Source organism: Aeromonas sp. CU5, from assembly GCF_002586745.1.
GTDB lineage: Bacteria > Pseudomonadota > Gammaproteobacteria > Enterobacterales > Aeromonadaceae > Aeromonas > Aeromonas sobria.
The window spans coordinates 212,952-230,503 of record NZ_CP023817.1 but is presented as its reverse complement, the minus strand read 5'-3'; the positions used below and the strand labels follow the sequence as shown (position 1 = coordinate 230,503).

At 57.2% G+C, this 17,552-nt stretch carries 12 protein-coding genes, 5 tRNA genes and 1 riboswitch; of the genes, 3 read left to right on the top strand and 14 right to left on the bottom strand.

Annotation, left to right across the window (positions count from 1 at the left end; translation table 11 throughout):
- Positions 1-134 precede the first annotated feature (134 nt).
- Together CK911_RS01010 and CK911_RS01005 are read left to right on the top strand one after the other, a co-directional pair.
- A complete protein-coding gene (locus CK911_RS01010) occupies positions 135-1,763 on the top strand; it encodes an MCR-3-related phosphoethanolamine--lipid A transferase (RefSeq protein ID WP_098968686.1) in 1,629 nt (542 codons plus the stop codon).
- 151 nt (positions 1,764-1,914) lie between these two features.
- Positions 1,915-2,295: a diacylglycerol kinase gene (locus CK911_RS01005; protein WP_098968685.1), complete on the top strand. Its 381-nt coding sequence runs from the start codon at positions 1,915-1,917 to the stop codon at positions 2,293-2,295.
- Positions 2,296-2,372: 77 nt separating this feature from the next.
- Here CK911_RS01005 and CK911_RS01000 read toward each other — a convergent pair whose 3' ends face one another.
- The 13 genes from CK911_RS01000 to CK911_RS00930 all read right to left on the bottom strand — a co-directional run bounded on the left by CK911_RS01000 (position 2,373) and on the right by CK911_RS00930 (position 14,695).
- Positions 2,373-3,077, bottom strand: coding sequence for an AcvB/VirJ family lysyl-phosphatidylglycerol hydrolase (locus tag CK911_RS01000; protein ID WP_172953933.1), 705 nt, complete (start codon positions 3,075-3,077; stop codon positions 2,373-2,375).
- Between the two features lie 11 nt (positions 3,078-3,088).
- Positions 3,089-5,638: a bifunctional lysylphosphatidylglycerol flippase/synthetase MprF gene (gene mprF / locus CK911_RS00995; RefSeq protein WP_098968684.1), complete on the bottom strand. Its 2,550-nt coding sequence runs from the start codon at positions 5,636-5,638 to the stop codon at positions 3,089-3,091.
- 151 nt (positions 5,639-5,789) lie between these two features.
- Positions 5,790-5,972, bottom strand: a complete 183-nt coding sequence (locus CK911_RS00990; protein ID WP_042021685.1) for a hypothetical protein — start codon at positions 5,970-5,972, stop codon at positions 5,790-5,792.
- 54 nt (positions 5,973-6,026) lie between these two features.
- On the bottom strand, positions 6,027-7,352 hold the full coding sequence (rstB, locus tag CK911_RS00985) for a two-component system sensor histidine kinase RstB (protein WP_098968682.1): 1,326 nt from the start codon (positions 7,350-7,352) through the stop codon (positions 6,027-6,029).
- 21 nt (positions 7,353-7,373) lie between these two features.
- Positions 7,374-8,084 (bottom strand): two-component system response regulator RstA, encoded by a 711-nt coding sequence (gene rstA, locus CK911_RS00980; protein WP_098968681.1) that lies wholly within the window; start codon positions 8,082-8,084, stop codon positions 7,374-7,376.
- A 160-nt stretch (positions 8,085-8,244) separates the two neighbouring features.
- The gene (yajD, locus tag CK911_RS00975; RefSeq protein ID WP_042021689.1) at positions 8,245-8,592 is read right to left on the bottom strand and encodes an HNH nuclease YajD; all 348 of its coding nucleotides are present in this window, start codon (positions 8,590-8,592) and stop codon (positions 8,245-8,247) included.
- 140 nt (positions 8,593-8,732) lie between these two features.
- Positions 8,733-8,808: transfer RNA gene (locus CK911_RS00970), tRNA-Ala, on the bottom strand.
- Between the two features lie 34 nt (positions 8,809-8,842).
- A tRNA-Ala gene (locus CK911_RS00965) sits at positions 8,843-8,918 on the bottom strand.
- A 48-nt stretch (positions 8,919-8,966) separates the two neighbouring features.
- A tRNA-Ala gene (locus tag CK911_RS00960) sits at positions 8,967-9,042 on the bottom strand.
- A 65-nt stretch (positions 9,043-9,107) separates the two neighbouring features.
- Positions 9,108-9,183: transfer RNA gene (locus tag CK911_RS00955), tRNA-Ala, on the bottom strand.
- A gap of 27 nt (positions 9,184-9,210) precedes the next feature.
- Positions 9,211-9,286: transfer RNA gene (locus tag CK911_RS00950), tRNA-Ala, on the bottom strand.
- 777 nt (positions 9,287-10,063) lie between these two features.
- Complete coding sequence (locus CK911_RS00935; RefSeq protein WP_172953932.1) at positions 10,064-11,995, bottom strand: glycoside hydrolase family 19 protein; 1,932 nt, start codon at positions 11,993-11,995, stop codon at positions 10,064-10,066.
- A 78-nt stretch (positions 11,996-12,073) separates the two neighbouring features.
- Positions 12,074-14,695: a glycosyl hydrolase family 18 protein gene (locus tag CK911_RS00930; RefSeq protein WP_098968677.1), complete on the bottom strand. Its 2,622-nt coding sequence runs from the start codon at positions 14,693-14,695 to the stop codon at positions 12,074-12,076.
- A 99-nt stretch (positions 14,696-14,794) separates the two neighbouring features.
- Positions 14,795-14,882: riboswitch (cyclic di-GMP riboswitch) on the bottom strand.
- Positions 14,883-15,185: 303 nt separating this feature from the next.
- Here CK911_RS00930 and CK911_RS00925 point away from each other — a divergent pair.
- Positions 15,186-16,535, top strand: coding sequence for a sensor domain-containing diguanylate cyclase (locus tag CK911_RS00925; RefSeq protein ID WP_098968676.1), 1,350 nt, complete (start codon positions 15,186-15,188; stop codon positions 16,533-16,535).
- Positions 16,536-16,571: 36 nt separating this feature from the next.
- On the opposite strand, the gene CK911_RS00920 is transcribed toward CK911_RS00925, so the two are convergent.
- Entirely contained in the window at positions 16,572-17,534 is a 963-nt protein-coding gene (locus CK911_RS00920; RefSeq protein WP_098968675.1) for an IS1595 family transposase, read from the bottom strand.
- Between the last annotated feature and the right edge of the window lie 18 nt (positions 17,535-17,552).

The window sequence follows — 17,552 nt, the reverse complement described above, 5'->3', positions numbered from 1 at the left end:
GATTATTGATAAAGCTCATTATGCAACACGCCCTTACAAATATTGGGCTTTCTCTTCGTCCTGCTCTGGTACTATCCCCACGCAGTAATGGAATACCCAAAATCAATGTTTGAAATGCCTCTCTGGGAGAAGTCATGCCTTCAGTTGTTAAAATAAGAGTTGTGCCATTTATTTTATTGTTGGCGTTGGTGTTTGCCTTTCTGCTCAATTGGCCAGTATTGCTCCACTTTTATGAGATCTTCACCAATATGGAGCACTTCAAGATAGGGTTCGCAATATCGATCCCCATCCTGCTGGTGGCTGCACTTAACTTCGTCTTTATGCCATTTTCAGTGCGCTATCTGCTCAAGCCGTTCTTCGCGTTTCTCTTCGTGGTTGGCTCTATCGTCAGCTACACCATGATGAAGTACCGCGTTCTGTTTGATCAGAACATGATCCAGAACATCTTCGAGAGCAACCAGAGCGAAGCCCACTCCTATATATGTTTGCCCATAGTGGCCTGGGTGTTGCTGGCCGGAGTGTTGCCCGCGGTGTTGCTCTTTTTTGTGAAAATTGAGTATCCGAAAAAGTGGTATGCAGGCCTCTTCCAGCGTGGACTCTCCATGCTGGGCTCAGTGGCAATCGTCGGGATCATCGCCGCCTTCTACTATCAGGATTACGTCTCCGTCGGCCGCAATAACCAGACCCTCAACCGTGAAATCGTGCCTGCCAACTTTGTCTACAGCACCACCAAGTATCTCTACAAACGATATCTGGCTGAGCCGGTTCCCTTTATCACGCTGGGGGATGATGCCAAGCGGCTGGCGGCGAATGAGGATAAGCCGACCCTGATGTTCCTGGTGGTGGGGGAGACCGCGCGCGGCAAGAACTTCTCGATGAACGGCTACGGGAAAGAGACCAATGCCTTTACCAGCAAGAGCGGTGGCGTGATCTCTTTCAATGATGTCCGCTCATGCGGCACTGCGACAGCTGTCTCTGTGCCCTGCATGTTCTCTAACATGGTGCGCAAGGAGTATGACGACAATCGTGCCCGCAACAGCGAGGGGCTGCTGGATGTGTTGCATAAAACCGGGGTCTCAGTGTTCTGGAAAGAGAACGACGGCGGCTGCAAAGGGGTGTGCGATCGGGTGCCCAATATCGAGATCAAGCCCAAGGATCACCCGCAGTTCTGCGATAACAACACCTGTTATGACGAGGTGGTGCTGCAAAACCTCGATGATGAAGTCGCACAGATGAAAGGGGACAAGCTGGTTGGCTTCCACCTGATTGGGAGCCATGGCCCGACCTACTACAAGCGTTACCCCGACACTCATCGTCAGTTTTTGCCGGATTGCCCACGCAGCGACATCGAAAACTGCACGGATGAAGAACTGGTCAATACCTACGACAACACCATCCGCTATACCGATTTCGTGATCGCAGAGCTGATTGCCAAACTGAAAACCTACGAAGAGAAGTACAACACGGCGCTGATCTATGTCTCCGACCATGGCGAATCACTGGGTGCGTTGGGGCTCTACCTGCACGGTACGCCCTACAAATTTGCACCCGATGACCAGACCCGGGTGCCGATGCAGGTCTGGATGTCTCCCGGCTTCTCCCAAGAGAAGGGGTTGGACATGAGCTGCTTGCAGCAGAAGGCCACCGATACCCGTTACTCCCACGACAATCTCTTTTCGTCCGTGCTGGGGATCTGGGATGTCAAAACGGCGGTCTACGATCAGGGGCTGGATATCTTCAGCCAGTGCCGAACTGTGCAATAAACCCTGTATGGGGCGCTCATGCGCCCCTTTTTCATCCCCCTATTTGTTTAATTTGTCATGTAAACGCCCCTGCCAGGGTTCAGGTTTTCTATACAGCAGGGGCGTGTTCACCATGACGTGTTCACCATGAAAAGAGGAAGAGGAAAAGGAAATGGCAAAACCCGGTGCAACAGGGATCACTCGCGTCATTCATGCAACCAACTACAGCATGAAAGGGCTCTCGTCGGCCTGGCAGCATGAAGCCGCTTTTCGCCAGGAGTTGCTGCTCATTTTGTTGCTGATGCCGCTGGCTTTTTTCGTTGGCGACGGCCTTAACCAAATATTGCTGCTGATCGTCATCAGCTGGCTGGTGGTAATTGTGGAGATCCTCAACTCTGCTGTTGAAGCGGTGGTCGATCGGATTGGCTCTGAGCATCACGAACTCTCCGGCCGTGCCAAAGACATGGGCTCTGCCGCTGTTTTTATCTCGCTTGCCCTCAATGCGCTGGTGTGGGGCGCGCTGACCGGTCGTAACCTGCTTGGGTGGTGGTAATAAGCAGTGGTTGGCAAGAGATGCCGGATAAACAGAGAGGGCGACCGCATGGTCACCCTCTCTTGCTTCATCATCGCTCAGGGCGTGGTGAGCGTCATGTGTTTGGTGATGGCCTGATAGAGCTGGGGGTAGTCATCTTCAAAATGGTGGCCTCCCGGTAGCGTGACAGTGGTGACATTGGCTTGGTTGAGGCGGGGACAGAGGCGGTCGCTGTCATCGTCATCGGCTCCTTGCAGGCAGATCATCGGCAGATCACGGATGGTCTTCACCTGCGGTTCGGTCGGGTAGCTGCGGGCCTTGTGAGTCAGCATGTCGCTGACGTGGATCTCGAAATCCGAGCTGGTGGAGGGAGATAGCATCACAGCCCCTTCCAGAGTCTGGCGATAGCGCTCCGGCAGTCGGTTGATGACGAAGGGGACTATCTCAGCACCAAACGAGAAGCCCACCAGCAGCCAGCGCGGGCGTTGCCAGCGAGCCTGGTAATCGTCGAGGATCCGCTCCAGATCGGCAGTCACCTGTTCCGGGGTTTTCTTCTTCCAGTAGTAGCTGAGGGAGCTCCAGCCCACCACCGGCATGCCATGCAGTTGCAACTGGGCGCTCAACCCCTTGTCGAGGGCCGCCCAGCCGCCATCGCCGCTGAGAAACACCACCATGGGGGCGTCGGATGGCTGCTTGACCGGCAGTTCAATCAAACTCAGATCATCCTTGACCGGGGCCGCTTGCGCCGCAAATGACGAGATGGGCAGTACGAGACTGAGTAACAGCAATATCAAGGCTCTCATGGGCCATGCTCCTATTTCTTGATCAGCCCCAGCGGGCCGCGGCTAATCAGGGTGATCAGGTGAGTCAGGGTTCTTGGCAGTGCCAGCTTGCTGTTGCAGAGCAGGTAGCGCGGCTCCCAGCTGGGCGAAAACTTCTCTTTGTAGCGGCGAAGCCCCTGAAAGTTGTAAAAACGGCTGCCACGCATAAACAGGGTGTTGCCGAGGCGATCCCAATAGCTGCCGAGCGGGTGGTCATTGAAGCCGGACATGGGGGCCATCCCCAGATTGAAGCGGGCGTACCCCTGCGCCTTGCCCCACAACAGCAGCTCGACGAAGAGAAAATCCATGATGGGGGCAGTGCCGCTATCCAGGCTGTAACGCATCAGATCGATGGAGAGGCTCTCCTTGCTGTCGCTGACCCAGAGGTTGGCAAAGCCGACGATCTGCCCCTCGTGCCGTACCAGCGCTGCCGGGCTCAACGTCAGGTAGTCAGGCTCGAAACGGCCGACCGAGAAGCCCTTCTCTTTGCCCATCTTGCTCTGCATCCAGCTATCGGAGACGGCTTGCAGCCTCGGCAGCAAGGGGGCAACGGCAGTGGCCTCCACCACTTCGAAGATCAGCCCCTCCCGTTTTCCCTTGGTGTGGCTCTGGCGCAGGTTGCGCAGCCGGCTGCCCGCCAGATCGAAGCGGGTCAGATCGACCATAGCCTCTTCGCCGAGCTTGAAGGGGATCAACCCCAGCTCCAGATAGAGGGGAAGGTAGCGGGCCGACACCTGATAGAAGACCGGGTTGGCGTCGTGCTCGTCGCAGCGCTCCCGAAATTGCCAGAGCAGCTCTTCAATCAGCTCGGGGCGACCGACCGGATCCCCCATCACAATCCAGCTGTTGCCCTCGATGCCATACATCAAAAAGGCGTCACCGGCGGGGTGGAACAGCAGGGATTTATCTTTCAGCTGGGCCAGATAGCCGTGGCCCCCGCCGTCCCGCACCACCAGCGCATGAGCGCGTGCCAGCGCTTCTTTATCCGGCTTGTTGCCCACGATACGCAGCGGCGCCAGCAACTGTGCAACCCCGACGACTGCCAGCACGGCCACCACGCTACCCATGGCACGCAAGCCTCTGGCGGCACCGCCGTGAGGGGAGAAGTGGAACCAGAGGGCGTGGTCATACTCCACCTGACGGTAGGAAAAAAGCAGCAACCAGAGGGCCCCCAGCAGTACGGCACCGACCGAGATCAGCCAGCCCGGGGTGAACTGGGCATGCAGCAGGGATCCCTTGCGATAGAACAGCGGGCGACAGGGGGTCATGATCAGCAGAAAGCTGCCAAGCAGCAGGGTGGACTCCCAGTCTCCCCCCTTGAGCAGGGAGAAGGTCATCCCCAGCACCAGCAGTAGCTGGCTGATGCGAAAGGCGGCGTCGTGGCGGCGATAGAGGCTGCGGGCCAGCAGGATCAACAGCACCCCACTTACGCTGCCGAGGACGTGGGAGAGCTCCAGCAGATGGAGTGGCAGCACCTGCAGCAGTGTTTCGATGCGGCTGCGCATGGTAGGGATCATCCCCGAGCAGAGCAGCAGGCTGCCGGCAGCAAAGGTACCCAGGCTGATGAGGGCGGGCAGAAATTCGCGCACCGCGCTCATGATCCCCTGCAGCCGTTGCCAGCGAGCTTTCTGCTGCAGCATCTCCTGACTGGTAAAGAGCAGCAAGGCGCAGAGGAAGGGGAGCACGTAGTAGATGCCGCGATAGAGCAGCAGCGAGGCGAGTAGCTTGTCGGCCGGCAGATAATTGGCCAGCAGCAGACTCATGCTCGCTTCAAAGACCCCTATCCCGCCGGGCACGTGAGCCATCACCCCAAGGAAGCTGGCCAGCACGAAAGCACTGAGCAGCACTGGGTAGGGAACGCTCTGGGCGGGTAACAGCACAAACAGCACCGCGGCCGCGGCCATCCAGTCGATCAGGGCAACCAGTAGTTGCAGCAAGCGCACCTTGAACTCGGGCAGGGTCAGGGTGTGTTCCCGCCAGGAGAGCCGGGGTTGCGGCCAGCAGAGATAGCTCACCACCAGCAACAGCGCCATGGCGCCGGCCAGCTTGAGCAAGATGTCTGCCCACTGCGGCCAGTCTGGCAGCAACTGCGAGACATCGTTGGTCAGCAAGGCGCCGCCCCCCCAGGCCAGCAAGCCGAGGAAGAAGGTGATGGAGCAGAACAACACGACGCGGGCCACCTCCCCGGTGGCGAGCCCCAGGCTGGAGTAGATCCGGTAGCGTACCGAGGTGCCGGTGAGCAGGGCAAAGCCAAGGGTGTTGGAGAAGGTGTAGGCAATAAACGAAGTGATACCGACCTGTTGCCAGGGGAGCTGCTTGCCCAGCGCATGGAGAGCCAGTAGATCGTAGCAACAGAGGCAGGCATAACTGAACAGGGTCAATAGCAGCGCGGCTGCCAACAGGGGCAGTGGCTGCGACCAGATGGCGACACGAATATCATGCCAGTGCCATGAATGGGTCAGGTGATAAAGCACGGTCAGTGCGGTGCCCAGCAGCAGCAAGCTGCACAAGGGGCCTAACCATTTAACGAGATGACGCCACATGCCATGTTCCTGTGGTCATTGACCGTTTCCCGCAAAGGGGAGCCGGGTCGTGGATCCGGTTTGGACGAGTGAGGCGCTCGTCAGGAAAATATCGGGAGATATGGAAAGGGAGGCGTCAGCCTCCCTCTGTGATCTCCAGTAATCGGTTGGATCACTTGGTTTTCGGCGCGACTTTAACCGCTGGGGTCTTGGCGTGGGTGGTTTTATGATGTTTCTTCACCACTTTGGTCTGGGTGGCTTGCGGTGCAGCTGCTTTGGTCGGGGTGGCTGCCATGGTGAAACCGGAGGTGAGCGCGAAAACGGCAGCCAAAGTCAGGGGGATAATTTTTTTCATGTTCAATTTCCTTATTCGGGTTGATGTTATGGAGCGTTTCTCCATGACTTCATCCTATGACTGTTGCGGCTGTCCTTCAGTGAGCGGTTGGTGACGGTTTGTATCCAAATGTACAGGGAGGGTTATGCAGAAGCGGGCGCCGCGGTCACTGGCCAGCAGCGCCACATCGCCCCCGTGATGACGGGCAATGCTGCGTACGATGGCCAACCCCAGTCCGGTGCCGCCGGTGCGGCGATCCCGGCTCTGATCAAGGCGCACAAACGGCTCGAAGATCTGGGGGGCCAGGGCCGGATCGATCCCCGGTCCGTCGTCACTCACCTCCAGCAGATAGTGATCCTGCAACCGGGAGAGCGAGAGGGTGACCCGACTCTCGGCATAACGCAGGGCGTTGCCGATCAGGTTCTCCACGGCGCGCGTCAACAGCCGTTGATCGCCGCACCAGGGCATCTGGATGACCGGCAGTTGCAAAGCCAGTGCTTTCTCCGGGTGCAGTGCCTGCCAGTCTCCAAAGTGGAGCTCCGCCCACTCCACCAGCTCCAGCTCATCGAGCTTGAGTGGCAGCTCGGGCCGATCCAGCCTGGCATAGGTGAGCATCTCTTCGATAAGGGAATCCAGCGCCCCCAGATCCCGCTCCAGTGCCTGCTGCTCGGTCTCCGAGGGTTGGGGGTCAAGCATGGCAAGCCGATAGCGCAACCTGACCAGCGGGGTGCGCAACTCGTGGGCGATGGCATCGGTCAGCTGCTTGCGGCTAGCGAGCATCGCTTGCAACTGGGCGGTCATCTGATCGAATGTGCGGCCGACCCGAGCCAGGCTGCTGCCTTGCGGCAGGTTGGTACGACAGGAGAGATCCCCATCTCCCACCCGGCGCGCGATTTGCTCGAGCTGGAGCAAGCCGCGCCAGTGGGGGCGCAGCCAAAGCAGCAGTGGCAGCCCTAGAGAGAGGCCGATCACCAGCAGCAGCCCCACATCGACCCAGTGAAGTTCGTGCAGATAGGAGAGATAGGGCACCGGGCCGACGATCAGCACCTGATCGGTATCGGGGACACGCTGCAGGAAGGTATCATCCTCTTCGACGATGACGATGTTCCCTGCGGCCAGAAAGGCCTGATCCTCGCTGGCCAGGGGCTGGCGTGCCAGCTCGCCGATCTTGAGGGGCAGGGTAAACTGGCTACTCTGTTCCGCCAGCCGCTCCGGCCAGTGCTGTGGCGGAGTTCTCGCTAACTCGCTGGTCAACAGGCCAAGGGAACCTTGCATCATCCGCTCGAGGTAGCGGTCACCCGCCCGCTCGGCAGTCACCTGATAGACCACGCCCACCAGCAGGATGGCCAGGGTAAAGCAGCCGATCAGCAACAGGTAGAACTGGATAAAGAGACGGCGCATGGCGGTGCTCCCGAAAGAGGGTTATTCCCAGGCGTGGGGAACGAACAGATAGCCCTTCTGGCGGACCGTCTTGATCCGGGTCGGGTTGTTGGGGTCATCCCCGAGCTTGCGGCGCAGGCGGGAGATAGCCACATCCATGCTGCGATCCTGGCCGTCATACTCCCGACCGCGCAGGCTGCGAAAGAGGGTTTCCCGTCCCAATATTTGGCCTGCGTGGCAAGTGAGCTCCCACAACAGATCAAAGTCAGCGGTCGAGAGGGCAATGCTCTCGCCGTCGAGCCGCACATCCCGACCCGGTCCATCGACGTGCAATCGGCCAAATTGCAGTTGCTGAGGCACACTGCTGGTGGCAACGGGTTGGGTTGATGTTTGCTGGTGCTGGCGAAACTGCACCCGCAGGCGGGCAAGCAGCACCGGCGGTGGGGTGGTTTTGAGGATGTAATCGTTGGCGCCAAGCTCCAGACTCAGGATCTGGTTCATGTCGCTGTCCAGCGAGGTGAGCATCACTATGGGGCCGTCAAAGCGCGGCCGCAGATCCCGACAGAGAGACATGCCATCCTGCCCCGGCAGCATGATATCGAGCAGCACCAGATCGGGCTGTTCGGCCTCGATCCGGGCTAGCGCCATATCCCCTCTGGGTTCGAGGATCACCTCCATATCGTGGCGACCAAGCCAACGGCTGATGAGTTGGCCAATCTCGGGATCATCTTCAACAAAAAGAATGCGCTGCATAGAAAGGTTCCATTCGAAATCGATGAAGACACGATGCCGGCCAGCATAACAATTAGGTCACCTAGCTCAATCATACGCCAGGAACATCTGCGTCCCTGTTACACCACCCGCAGGGAGCTGACCCGCAAAGGGGTGTGAATCCATTCTGTCAGCAATCCCTCTACGACTTCTTATTCATCCGCGCTTTTAAATCAGCAAAGGGGTTATGGGTCGCTCCACCGGCAGCGTTTTTGGCATCTTCGCCAGCAACGACCGTTGAGCCATATTGATAAGCTTCGGTGTATTTTGAATGCTCATGATCGTGACAGTACAGACAAAGCAGTTCCCAGTTACTGCCATCTTCAGGATTGTTGGTATGGTCGTGATCGATGTGATGAACCGTCAGCTCGCGAAGGTTAGAGTACACAAACTCCCGAGAGCAGCGCCCACATATCCAGGGATATAGTTTCAGGGCTTTTTCACGGTAGCCGCTTTCCAGCTGCGCGTAGTGCTTAGAGATAATTGCCATAATTGATACCAGCCCACCTGAACGTGTGAATGCAATATGGTATCACTGCTGCCACACCGCTCGGCTGGAGAAATAAAATTTTCGTACAACAAAAAGGCCACCGCATTGCGGTGGCCTTTTTGTTTCTTGTCACAAGAATTTGGTGGAGCTACGCGGGATCGAACCGCGGACCTCTTGCATGCCATGCAAGCGCTCTCCCAGCTGAGCTATAACCCCGATTTGTGTGAATGACCGGCAGTCATTCTGAATTTGGTGGAGCTACGCGGGATCGAACCGCGGACCTCTTGCATGCCATGCAAGCGCTCTCCCAGCTGAGCTATAACCCCAAATTCGGTACTGAATGAATGGTTCTGGCGGCCATTCATCCTAAATAGTGGTGGAGCTACGCGGGATCGAACCGCGGACCTCTTGCATGCCATGCAAGCGCTCTCCCAGCTGAGCTATAACCCCACAAAGGTCGGCCTGGGTGATACACACCGCACTGCCCTGGGTATTCAATACAACAATCGAGAATCTGGTGGAGCTACGCGGGATCGAACCGCGGACCTCTTGCATGCCATGCAAGCGCTCTCCCAGCTGAGCTATAACCCCTTTGATTCCAGATTGTTCGAGGAGAATTGGTGGAGCTACGCGGGATCGAACCGCGGACCTCTTGCATGCCATGCAAGCGCTCTCCCAGCTGAGCTATAACCCCAACTCACCTCGGCGCTGACGAAGTTATCTCCGGCAACGGAGGCGGATGATAGGCATCGTGAGCTTTGCTGTCAACCCAAAAATAACTGCCATTGATTCGTTTAGTCAAAATTGCAGCAGTCCGCTGTTTTTACCAGCAAGGAGCATGCTATCTCTCTGTTTTATGTCACAAATCGGCTCAAACTCCGATCTCAAGCCGCGATAGAGTGCAGCCCGTGCAGCAGGCCCCTTTCCGATGCAACGCTTCCGCTCTCTTGCCTTTATTGCAGGTGCGCAAACAGACTCGCTCTCATCACCCCAATCAACCCTCTCCATGAACAAGAAACCCTTTCCATAAAGAATGTTGCACTTGAAAACCTTTTCTATGATTTTCGTAAATTTACAACATAAAAAGTTGATCCAGCTCACAGATAACCATAGGATCAAACCGTGATCCAGGTCACACACCATAACCATAAATGACAGAGCGATGAGGTAAACCATGTTTGAGAATCTGGCAGTCCTGTTCCGCCTCAAGGGCGCAACCACCAAGAGCGGCATTGTAGAGAAAGATGCCTATGCACCGTCCACCCGTGAATACTACTTTCGCTACGGCAAGTAATCGGTGAAAGTATTTCACCAATAACAGTAATAAAACTACATCACGCACATCCTATCGCAGCGCCATCCAGGTGCTGTCCTGTCCCGGCCAGAGAGAGTCCTCGGCCAAACCTGAACTCCACCAAACGAGAATGGGGCCCGCAGGCCCCATTTTTTATTGCATTGGCTCATTGCCGGATCACAGCTTGATCCAGGCATCGCTCCATGCGGTTCCCTTACCTGGCTCATAAGCCCAGGCTGCACCGGAACACCAGCCGGTGTAGGGATGCGGTTTGCACTCGTAGCTGGCGCCGCCATTGCTCACGCGCTCGCCCGCTTTATAGGGAGTGCCCGCCTTGTAGGCCGGGTAGTCACCATCCGGTGGGGTTACCCCCCCCTCTTCCCCTTTGACCAGCAGGGCGTGGTTAGCACTGCGACTCAGGCTCCCTTCGTCGGTCACCGTCAACTTGATAGCCAGCTTGGTATCGGTGGCCGGCTGGGGCAGGGTCAGCTCCAGCGTGACCTGATCCAGTGCCGGGGCGGAGGCGCCGGCAGGCAGGGTCCAGGCATACGCCAGCGGCTTGCCTTCCGGATCGCTGGAATGCTGCGCGGAGAGGGTGACCTTGCTGCCGCCTTCGGCTTGCGCCGGGCCAGTGATGCTGGCCACCGGTGGCAGGTTGGACCCGCCACCATTGTCTTCAATCACCACCTCGGGGAAATAGCGCTGAATACAACGGGTATAGTCACCCTCTTTGAACGCACTATAAGGAGTCTGGTAACCCACCAGTTGACACTCATAGCTCTTGCCACCGTTGGGATTACCAGCAATATAGTTCCAGTTATCAACCCAGTAGATGGGCACTGCGCCCGCCCCTTTATCGTCAAAGTACTTCATGTTTTTGCAGCCAAGAACTTCGTCAGCCGGGATCGGTACGCCGAAGTAGTTGGCAAATTCGCGGTAGTAGTTGATACGGTTCTGGGACTGGGCATGCTCGGCATTGCCGCCACACTCAACGCCACCGTTGATGATCTGGGTAGTCACCCCGAAACCGGGTAGCAGACCGTTCTGCTTGTCATGGTCGTTCGGCTGCCAGGTACCGTCGATGACGTGCAACATGGAAGGCTTGGGCGGCTGCGGATAGGTATAGAAGAACACCGCGCTGGCCAGGTTCAGCCAGCTGTCGGCCACCAGCTCCGGCTGGTCGAGCAGGGTGCGCACCGTGCCAAACATCGCCTCGGAGAAGGGTCCGTAGTTGAAGTTGTAAGAGAGCTGCTTGGCGCCGCGGCCGAAGTAGCTCTTAAACTCGCCATTGTCGAAGGTGCCGCATGGCCACTGCTGCCCCTGCCATACGCTAGGGCTGCATTCAACGTTATAACCGCCGCGCATGGTTTCGTTCCAACCCATCTCGCGCACATAGACCAGCGCCTGACGCCACTCGGCCTCCGGACGCCAGCTCTCGTGGCCGCCGGTCTCCTGAGCGAAGTGAGCAAACATGGTCGCCAGGGTCTTGCGGCAGATGGCGTCGGCATCACGGCCATCGCTGTAGCTGCTGCACAGAGCTGGGAACTTGGCCGCCGCCTGCAGCAAGCCACGGTAGGTATACTCGGGAGCGCGCAGCGGGAACAGGTAGTTGAACTGGCTCTCGCTGAGCAGGCTTTCCACCAGCTTGACGTTATCCGGGTTGTCGGCACGGCCCGGCTGCACCGCTTCCACCACCAGATTGTCACGGGTAGCAATGGAGGCCTTGACTGCTTCCATCGCCGGGAAGTCGGTCAGCGCCCGCTCTTTGGCATCCAGCTCTGCCTGGCTCATATAGACAGGAGTGGTGGTGCCATCCGGCGGCGTAGGTGTGGGTGTTGGCGGAGTGGGCTTGTCGTCACCGTCACCATTGTCCGGCGGGGTCACCTCACCTTCGCCGATCAGCTTCCACGGGGTATCCCACTCGTTGGCAACCGCCATGCTGGGGGTCTGGCCCGGGTTGACCCACCACTTGGCTTCAAATACCTGGCCGTTGTAGTTGACCTGGCTACCGCCCGGGTAGGATTTGTTGATGTCGTATGCTTCGGCCGCCCACAGGTGGCCACTGAGCATCAATCCGGCAAGCAGAAGGGTGATGCGATTTTTTTTCATTATTGTTGCTCTCTTAACTTTATTAGCAGACAAAAACGGGGTCTAAACAGACCCCGCCACAATCATAATGATGTCAACTTAACGGCAGCTTGCTGCGCCAACATCAACCCAGACATCGTGCTTGCCCGGCTCATTACCTTGAGTCCACCACTTGGCCTTCCATTGACGACCGTTGTGGTTGGTAAGTTCCCCGCCGTTGTAGACAACCGCAGCGTTCCAACCCAGCTCAACCTGGCTCTCCAGTGACCACTGATCCGCAGTGCGGCTAGGTTCATTGCCCTGGGTCCAGTACTTGGCACGCCATACCAGCTGGTTGTGGCTCACCTTGTCACCGCCGTTGTAGACCTTGCTGGTCTGCCATGCCGGGACGTTGGCCGCTTCCGGGTCGGTGGTATTGCATGAACCACCTTCCCCACCGTCACCGCCTTCATTGATCGGCGTAACGGTGAGACGGGTTGCCGCACTGGCGTCGAGTGCGCCATCGGAGACGGTCACAGAGAGGTCATAACCGGTTTCAACATCCACTGCAGGACCGGTGACCACCAGGGTGGCACTGTTCTGGCCAGTAGCCGAGATACCGGCTGGTACTTGCCATTGGTAGATCAGCTCGTCGCCATTGGGGTCGGATGCCTTGGCGGTGATGCTCACCTGCTTGCCCTCTTCTACTTTGAAGCTGGCGGGCAGAGTGACCACCGGAGGCAGGTTCGGTTGCGGTGCCTTGTTGGTCACCACCACCTGATCCTTGGCACTCAATTGATGGTCATCGGTCACGGTCAGCTCGAATACCAGCGCGGTATCGGCGCTCACGGCATTCAGATCGACCCGCACCTTGGCTTGCGTGGTATCACCCAGCACGGCTTGCGGACCGGAGACCTGCTTCCAGCTGTAGGTCAGGGCGCCTTTCTCCGGATCGTGGGAGGCTGAACCATCCAGGGTCAGGGAGGCCGGACCGGTCACAGTCACGTCGCTGCCCGCATTGGCGACCGGCGGCTTGTTGACTGGCGGGGTGATCCCCTCACCATGGCCGAGACCTTCGTGCATGGCGTTGAGGATGTCGCCGTTGTCGGCATCGATCTCCCAGGAGAAGAGACCGCCCAGCTTGTTGGCCAGCACATATTGACCTTTCGCCTTGACTGAACGCTCGTCGTCATAGGTGATCAGCTCACCAGTGGAGGGCTTGAACAGGGTCGCCGCTTCGGCGGTCTCGTCGTAGTTGTACTCCCAGCCTGCCCCCATGTGACTGTTGACGATGTGGCGATAGTCCAGCACGCCATCTTCCCAGGTTCCCTTGATCTTGCCGGTCGCAGTACCGGTGAAAGGATCGTTGCCTTGATAGCCGCTCACCCCTTTCCAGCCACGACCGTAGGCGGCGGCACCGATCACCAGCTTCTCGGAGTCGACCCCCTGTGCCAGCAGCTGCTGCACGGCAGAATCAGTGTTGTAGCGCTTGTTGGCAGAGCCATTGGTCGCCTGATACAGGTTGGCCTGATGGCCCAGCTGGGTATTGCTCCAGCCACCGTTGTAGTCGTAACTCATCACGAAGAGGTGATCCATGTACTGCTGGGCAGCCTTGTAATCCACATCCTCAATCTTGTCGTAACCGGCACCGATGGCGGAGGTGAGCTGATAAGTACGACCGGTCTCGGCCTCCAGCTCGTCGAGCATGGCGCGCAGATCCTTCATGATCAGCACATAGGTTTCACCATCTTTGGTCTTGTCCCCCAGATTGGGGTTGGCGCCGTCGCCGCCCGGGAACTCATAGTCGATATCGACACCGTCGAAGAACTTCCAGGTCTGCAGGAACTCTTTGACCGAGGCGACGAACACGTCACGCTTGGCTTTGTCATGCATGAAGAAGAAGGGATCAGAGAGGGTCCAGCCACCGACGGAGGGGAGGATCTTCAGGTCAGGATAGGCCTGTTTGAGAGCCATCAGATTGCCGAAGTTGCCCTTGTAAGGCTCATCCCAGGCGACCAGCGCACCCTGCCCTTTTTGCAGTGCCGCCCAGGGGTCGTGAATGGCGACCTGGAAATCCTTACGCCCAGCACAGGAGCGCTGCAGCGCCTGGAAGCTGCCGGAGATCTCCTTGAGGCTGTCGTTGAGGCCATCACCACCACAGATCGGGGTGAAGCCATAGAGGATATGGGTCAGGTTCTGGGCTGGCAGCTTGTCCACGCTGAAGTTGCGGTCGTAGACACCCCACTCCACATAGTAGGTGCCGACTACCTTGCCAGATTTGTTGGCATAAGGCTTGTTGTGCTCCTGCAGGGCAGGCTTGAGCGGCGCGAGGTGGCTGCCATCGGTATCGGCAACCACGATCTCTTTGGCATCGGACAGGGTGCAACCATCGCCGTTGCACAGCGCGACCTGCATCTGATAGCGGCCACCCTTGTACACCTTGAAGGTGGCGGTGCCGGCCGCTGAAGAGGGGCCGGACCACACTTCTTTGCCATCCAGCAGCACCTTGGCAGTCTGGCCGATATCGCCGCTCCAGATGTTCCAGGTGACGGTCACATCGGCGCCATCCTTGACCTTGACCAGCTCGTTATAAGCGCTCGCGGACTGGTTGACTTCGACGATGGCAAACTTGGTGGGACCCCAACCAATGGCGGGTTTGCCCGGAGCAGCCGCATAAGCGGCGGAGGAGGCGAGCAGGGTACTGACCACCATGGCCAGCAGTGCGGGTTTTGGACTTAGCATATTGCTTTCCTTTACGTTATGGAAAAAACGAAAGGGCAACGCAACACGACAGGTAACACAAAAATGACCACCCCTTGGCAAAGGCAGTCTGCATAACACTGTGGTGGCCCCGCTATCCTAGGTCAACATGTCCCTTAGACCGGAAGCTTTGCGTCCCGACTTTTCAATCGGTTTGCCCTTGTCACAACTTTATTTGCAGCGATAAATAATCGCCGATTAACTGTATGGGTATTCAATGGTTTAAGCAAATCCGACCATTGTTCATCAAGCAGGGGGCACAGGGCCACCTGACGAATAAAAGATTAAAAAACAGACACTTGTAAATTTGCAGCCTTTGGCGTGTCAATGATAAGGCCATTTCATTTTTGCGACACAAGTCACATTAAACCAATAAAAATCAACAAGTAAGAGCATTAAATCGCCAAGGGGTCATCTGAATCAGATTAAATGCATATATACTCGCCCCTTTGCATGACCAGCAGGGATCTTCATGCTCATCGATCTTCCAACCCGAACCAGACAACCCAGATACGACAGATTTGTTCGTCTGACGGTCTATACGCTGCCGCTGTCAGGGATACTCCTTCTGATCAACAGCCTCAACGGCTGGCAAAGGGCTCCACTCGCCTGTGTTCTGGTACTACAGAGCTACCTTATCTGCACCAGCTGGCTCTACCGCAACTACCGCTACCATCTGCACCGCCAGTGGCAACATCTTGACGAAGCACTCCGGATCAATGAAGTCACCACCGAGCTGGCACGCAACTCGGCGCAGTACCAGACCGAAGAGGCCTTTCTGGAGGATCTGCTTCGGCGGGCCATCATGTTGATCCAGGGGGCCGAGATGGGCTGTCTGCTCAAACTGGAGTCCGAGAGCGGCATGCTACGATATGAAGCAGCCATTGGCATGGATCTGGCCAAACTGCGCCAAGTAGAACTTCCTCTGACCCACTCATTTCAATACAAGCTGACCAAAGGTCGATGTCACAAAACGCTGCTGATCAATGATCTCTCCAGACTCAACGCCAACACGCCCCTCACGACAGAGGACCAAACCCTCCTTATCGACTGCTGTGATCAACCGATCCGCGCCACATTGGCCACCCCCATTCATGTGGATGGCCGGCTCTACGGCATGTTGAATATGGACAGCAGCAAACGCCATGCATTTACCCGCTACGACAGCCACCTGATGGCGATCCTGGCACGAGATATTCGCCACGCAATCACCATCTATCAGCAGTCCCACCGCATCTATCAGCTGGCCAATACCGACCAGCTGACTGATCTTGCCAATCGCCAGCGATTCGAGCAGAGCCTACTCGATCAACCGGAAGGCACCCTGCTGCTGATCGACATGGACAATCTCAAACAGCTCAATGACAGCTGTGGCCATCTAGCAGGCGATCGCGCGCTACGCCTTATCGCAGACGGAATACGCCGCCATTTTGGCAAAGATGTTATTGCAGCACGCTTTGGGGGTGATGAGTTTGTGTTGCTCACTCACTTTTCGCCCACCGAATTGCAGCAGGCTCAGGAAAAACTGACCAACATGTTGGCCAGCGCGTCCCCTCCCATCTTCTGCAGCATGGGCTCTGCGTATTACAGTGGTGATTTCAATACGGCTTTTGCTCAGGCAGATTCCGCCATGTATCAGCACAAACGGCGTCGCAAAAAGGAGTGCGCCAAAGCAGCCTTGGGGATGACCTCCGTCCCACCACATTCAGGTAATACGCGCCATTCCAGCGCCAGATCGTGCTCTGTTGAAAAGAGGGCTGAAGCTGACTGGGAGGTCCATGAAGAAAGAGCAAGAGATTCGGTCTGCTCGATGTCCATCTGACTAACTCTTATGCACACAGAGCGCCAATAAAAATGGCTATGTCCCAATTACGTGTTGCATGGGGTACCCCAACGCCTCATGCAGACACGCTTTGATATTCACTCCCTTCCCGTAACGCTCCAGCATCCTGCGCCAACCCAGATAATTCCTCAGGTAATGAGTTGCCACTCCATGGAAGCGCTCCATCCACTCTTTCAACCGATGGTGATACCCATTTACATGCTGGATGTGATACGCACCGACCACCCGCTCACCCTGACGATTGCGCACCACCTTATGGGTCACGCCCTGCTCTTTGCTGAAACTGGCATATACGCCCGCACCATCGCTACACAGCACTGCATCCGGCGAGACCAGGGGCTTCAAGACCGCGATAACTGTTTCGGCATTCATCTTTTCCAACTGAAAATCTGCATGGTGACCAGCACGGTCCTGCACCACCATCACAGGGATGTAATCGGGCCCGGTTCCCCGGGTTCGCCCTTTACCTCCTCGACACCGAGCCAGACGAGGTAATCCCCGCTGCCCCTTGAACGACTCGAGGAAGAAGGTCTCGTCGACCTCAACGATGCCCTCTTCCCGTGTGGCTTGATGGGCGGCCATCGCACGCAAGAAGCGGTGGCGCCAGAGGAAAGCGGTGTTCTTGCTGACCCCGCAACGCAGAGCTGCCCGGCGGACAGTGAGTCCTTCAATGAGGGCTTGCGCGTAGTCTTCCCAGCACTGCGTTTTACGTAATCTGGCCAAGGGGGTCTTGGTCAGCACGGTACTGGTGCGTAGACACAGTTTGCAACGATAGCGACGTAGTCCGCGACTCCATCCCCATGGTGCCAGCTGATTGGCATCGGCCTGACAATGTGGGCAACCGCTGCATGCAGGTAGCTGGGTATTGAGTGAGGTAATGGTGTGGGGCGCCATGAGCTCCTGCCGGGCAACACGGCGTTGGCGCAGGGTAAGCTGTGGAAAGAGAGACAACAGGTGTTGAAAGGCTGGGGTATCCATGATGGTAGACCTCAAGGT

Excerpts from the sequence above, each read along its gene's own strand:
- CK911_RS00930 (WP_098968677.1), bottom strand. The coding sequence starts at position 14,695 with ATGCTAAGTCCAAAACCCGCACTGCTGGCCATGGTGGTCAGTACCCTG.
- CK911_RS01005 (WP_098968685.1), top strand. The coding sequence starts at position 1,915 with ATGGCAAAACCCGGTGCAACAGGGATCACTCGCGTCATTCATGCAACC.
- CK911_RS00925 (WP_098968676.1), top strand. The coding sequence starts at position 15,186 with ATGCTCATCGATCTTCCAACCCGAACCAGACAACCCAGATACGACAGA.
- CK911_RS00990 (WP_042021685.1), bottom strand. The coding sequence starts at position 5,972 with ATGAAAAAAATTATCCCCCTGACTTTGGCTGCCGTTTTCGCGCTCACC.
- mprF (WP_098968684.1), bottom strand. The coding sequence starts at position 5,638 with ATGTGGCGTCATCTCGTTAAATGGTTAGGCCCCTTGTGCAGCTTGCTG.
- rstB (WP_098968682.1), bottom strand. The coding sequence starts at position 7,352 with ATGCGCCGTCTCTTTATCCAGTTCTACCTGTTGCTGATCGGCTGCTTT.
- CK911_RS00920 (WP_098968675.1), bottom strand. The coding sequence starts at position 17,534 with ATGGATACCCCAGCCTTTCAACACCTGTTGTCTCTCTTTCCACAGCTT.
- CK911_RS01000 (WP_172953933.1), bottom strand. The coding sequence starts at position 3,077 with ATGAGAGCCTTGATATTGCTGTTACTCAGTCTCGTACTGCCCATCTCG.
- yajD (WP_042021689.1), bottom strand. The coding sequence starts at position 8,592 with ATGGCAATTATCTCTAAGCACTACGCGCAGCTGGAAAGCGGCTACCGT.
- CK911_RS01010 (WP_098968686.1), top strand. The coding sequence starts at position 135 with ATGCCTTCAGTTGTTAAAATAAGAGTTGTGCCATTTATTTTATTGTTG.
- rstA (WP_098968681.1), bottom strand. The coding sequence starts at position 8,084 with ATGCAGCGCATTCTTTTTGTTGAAGATGATCCCGAGATTGGCCAACTC.
- CK911_RS00935 (WP_172953932.1), bottom strand. The coding sequence starts at position 11,995 with ATGAAAAAAAATCGCATCACCCTTCTGCTTGCCGGATTGATGCTCAGT.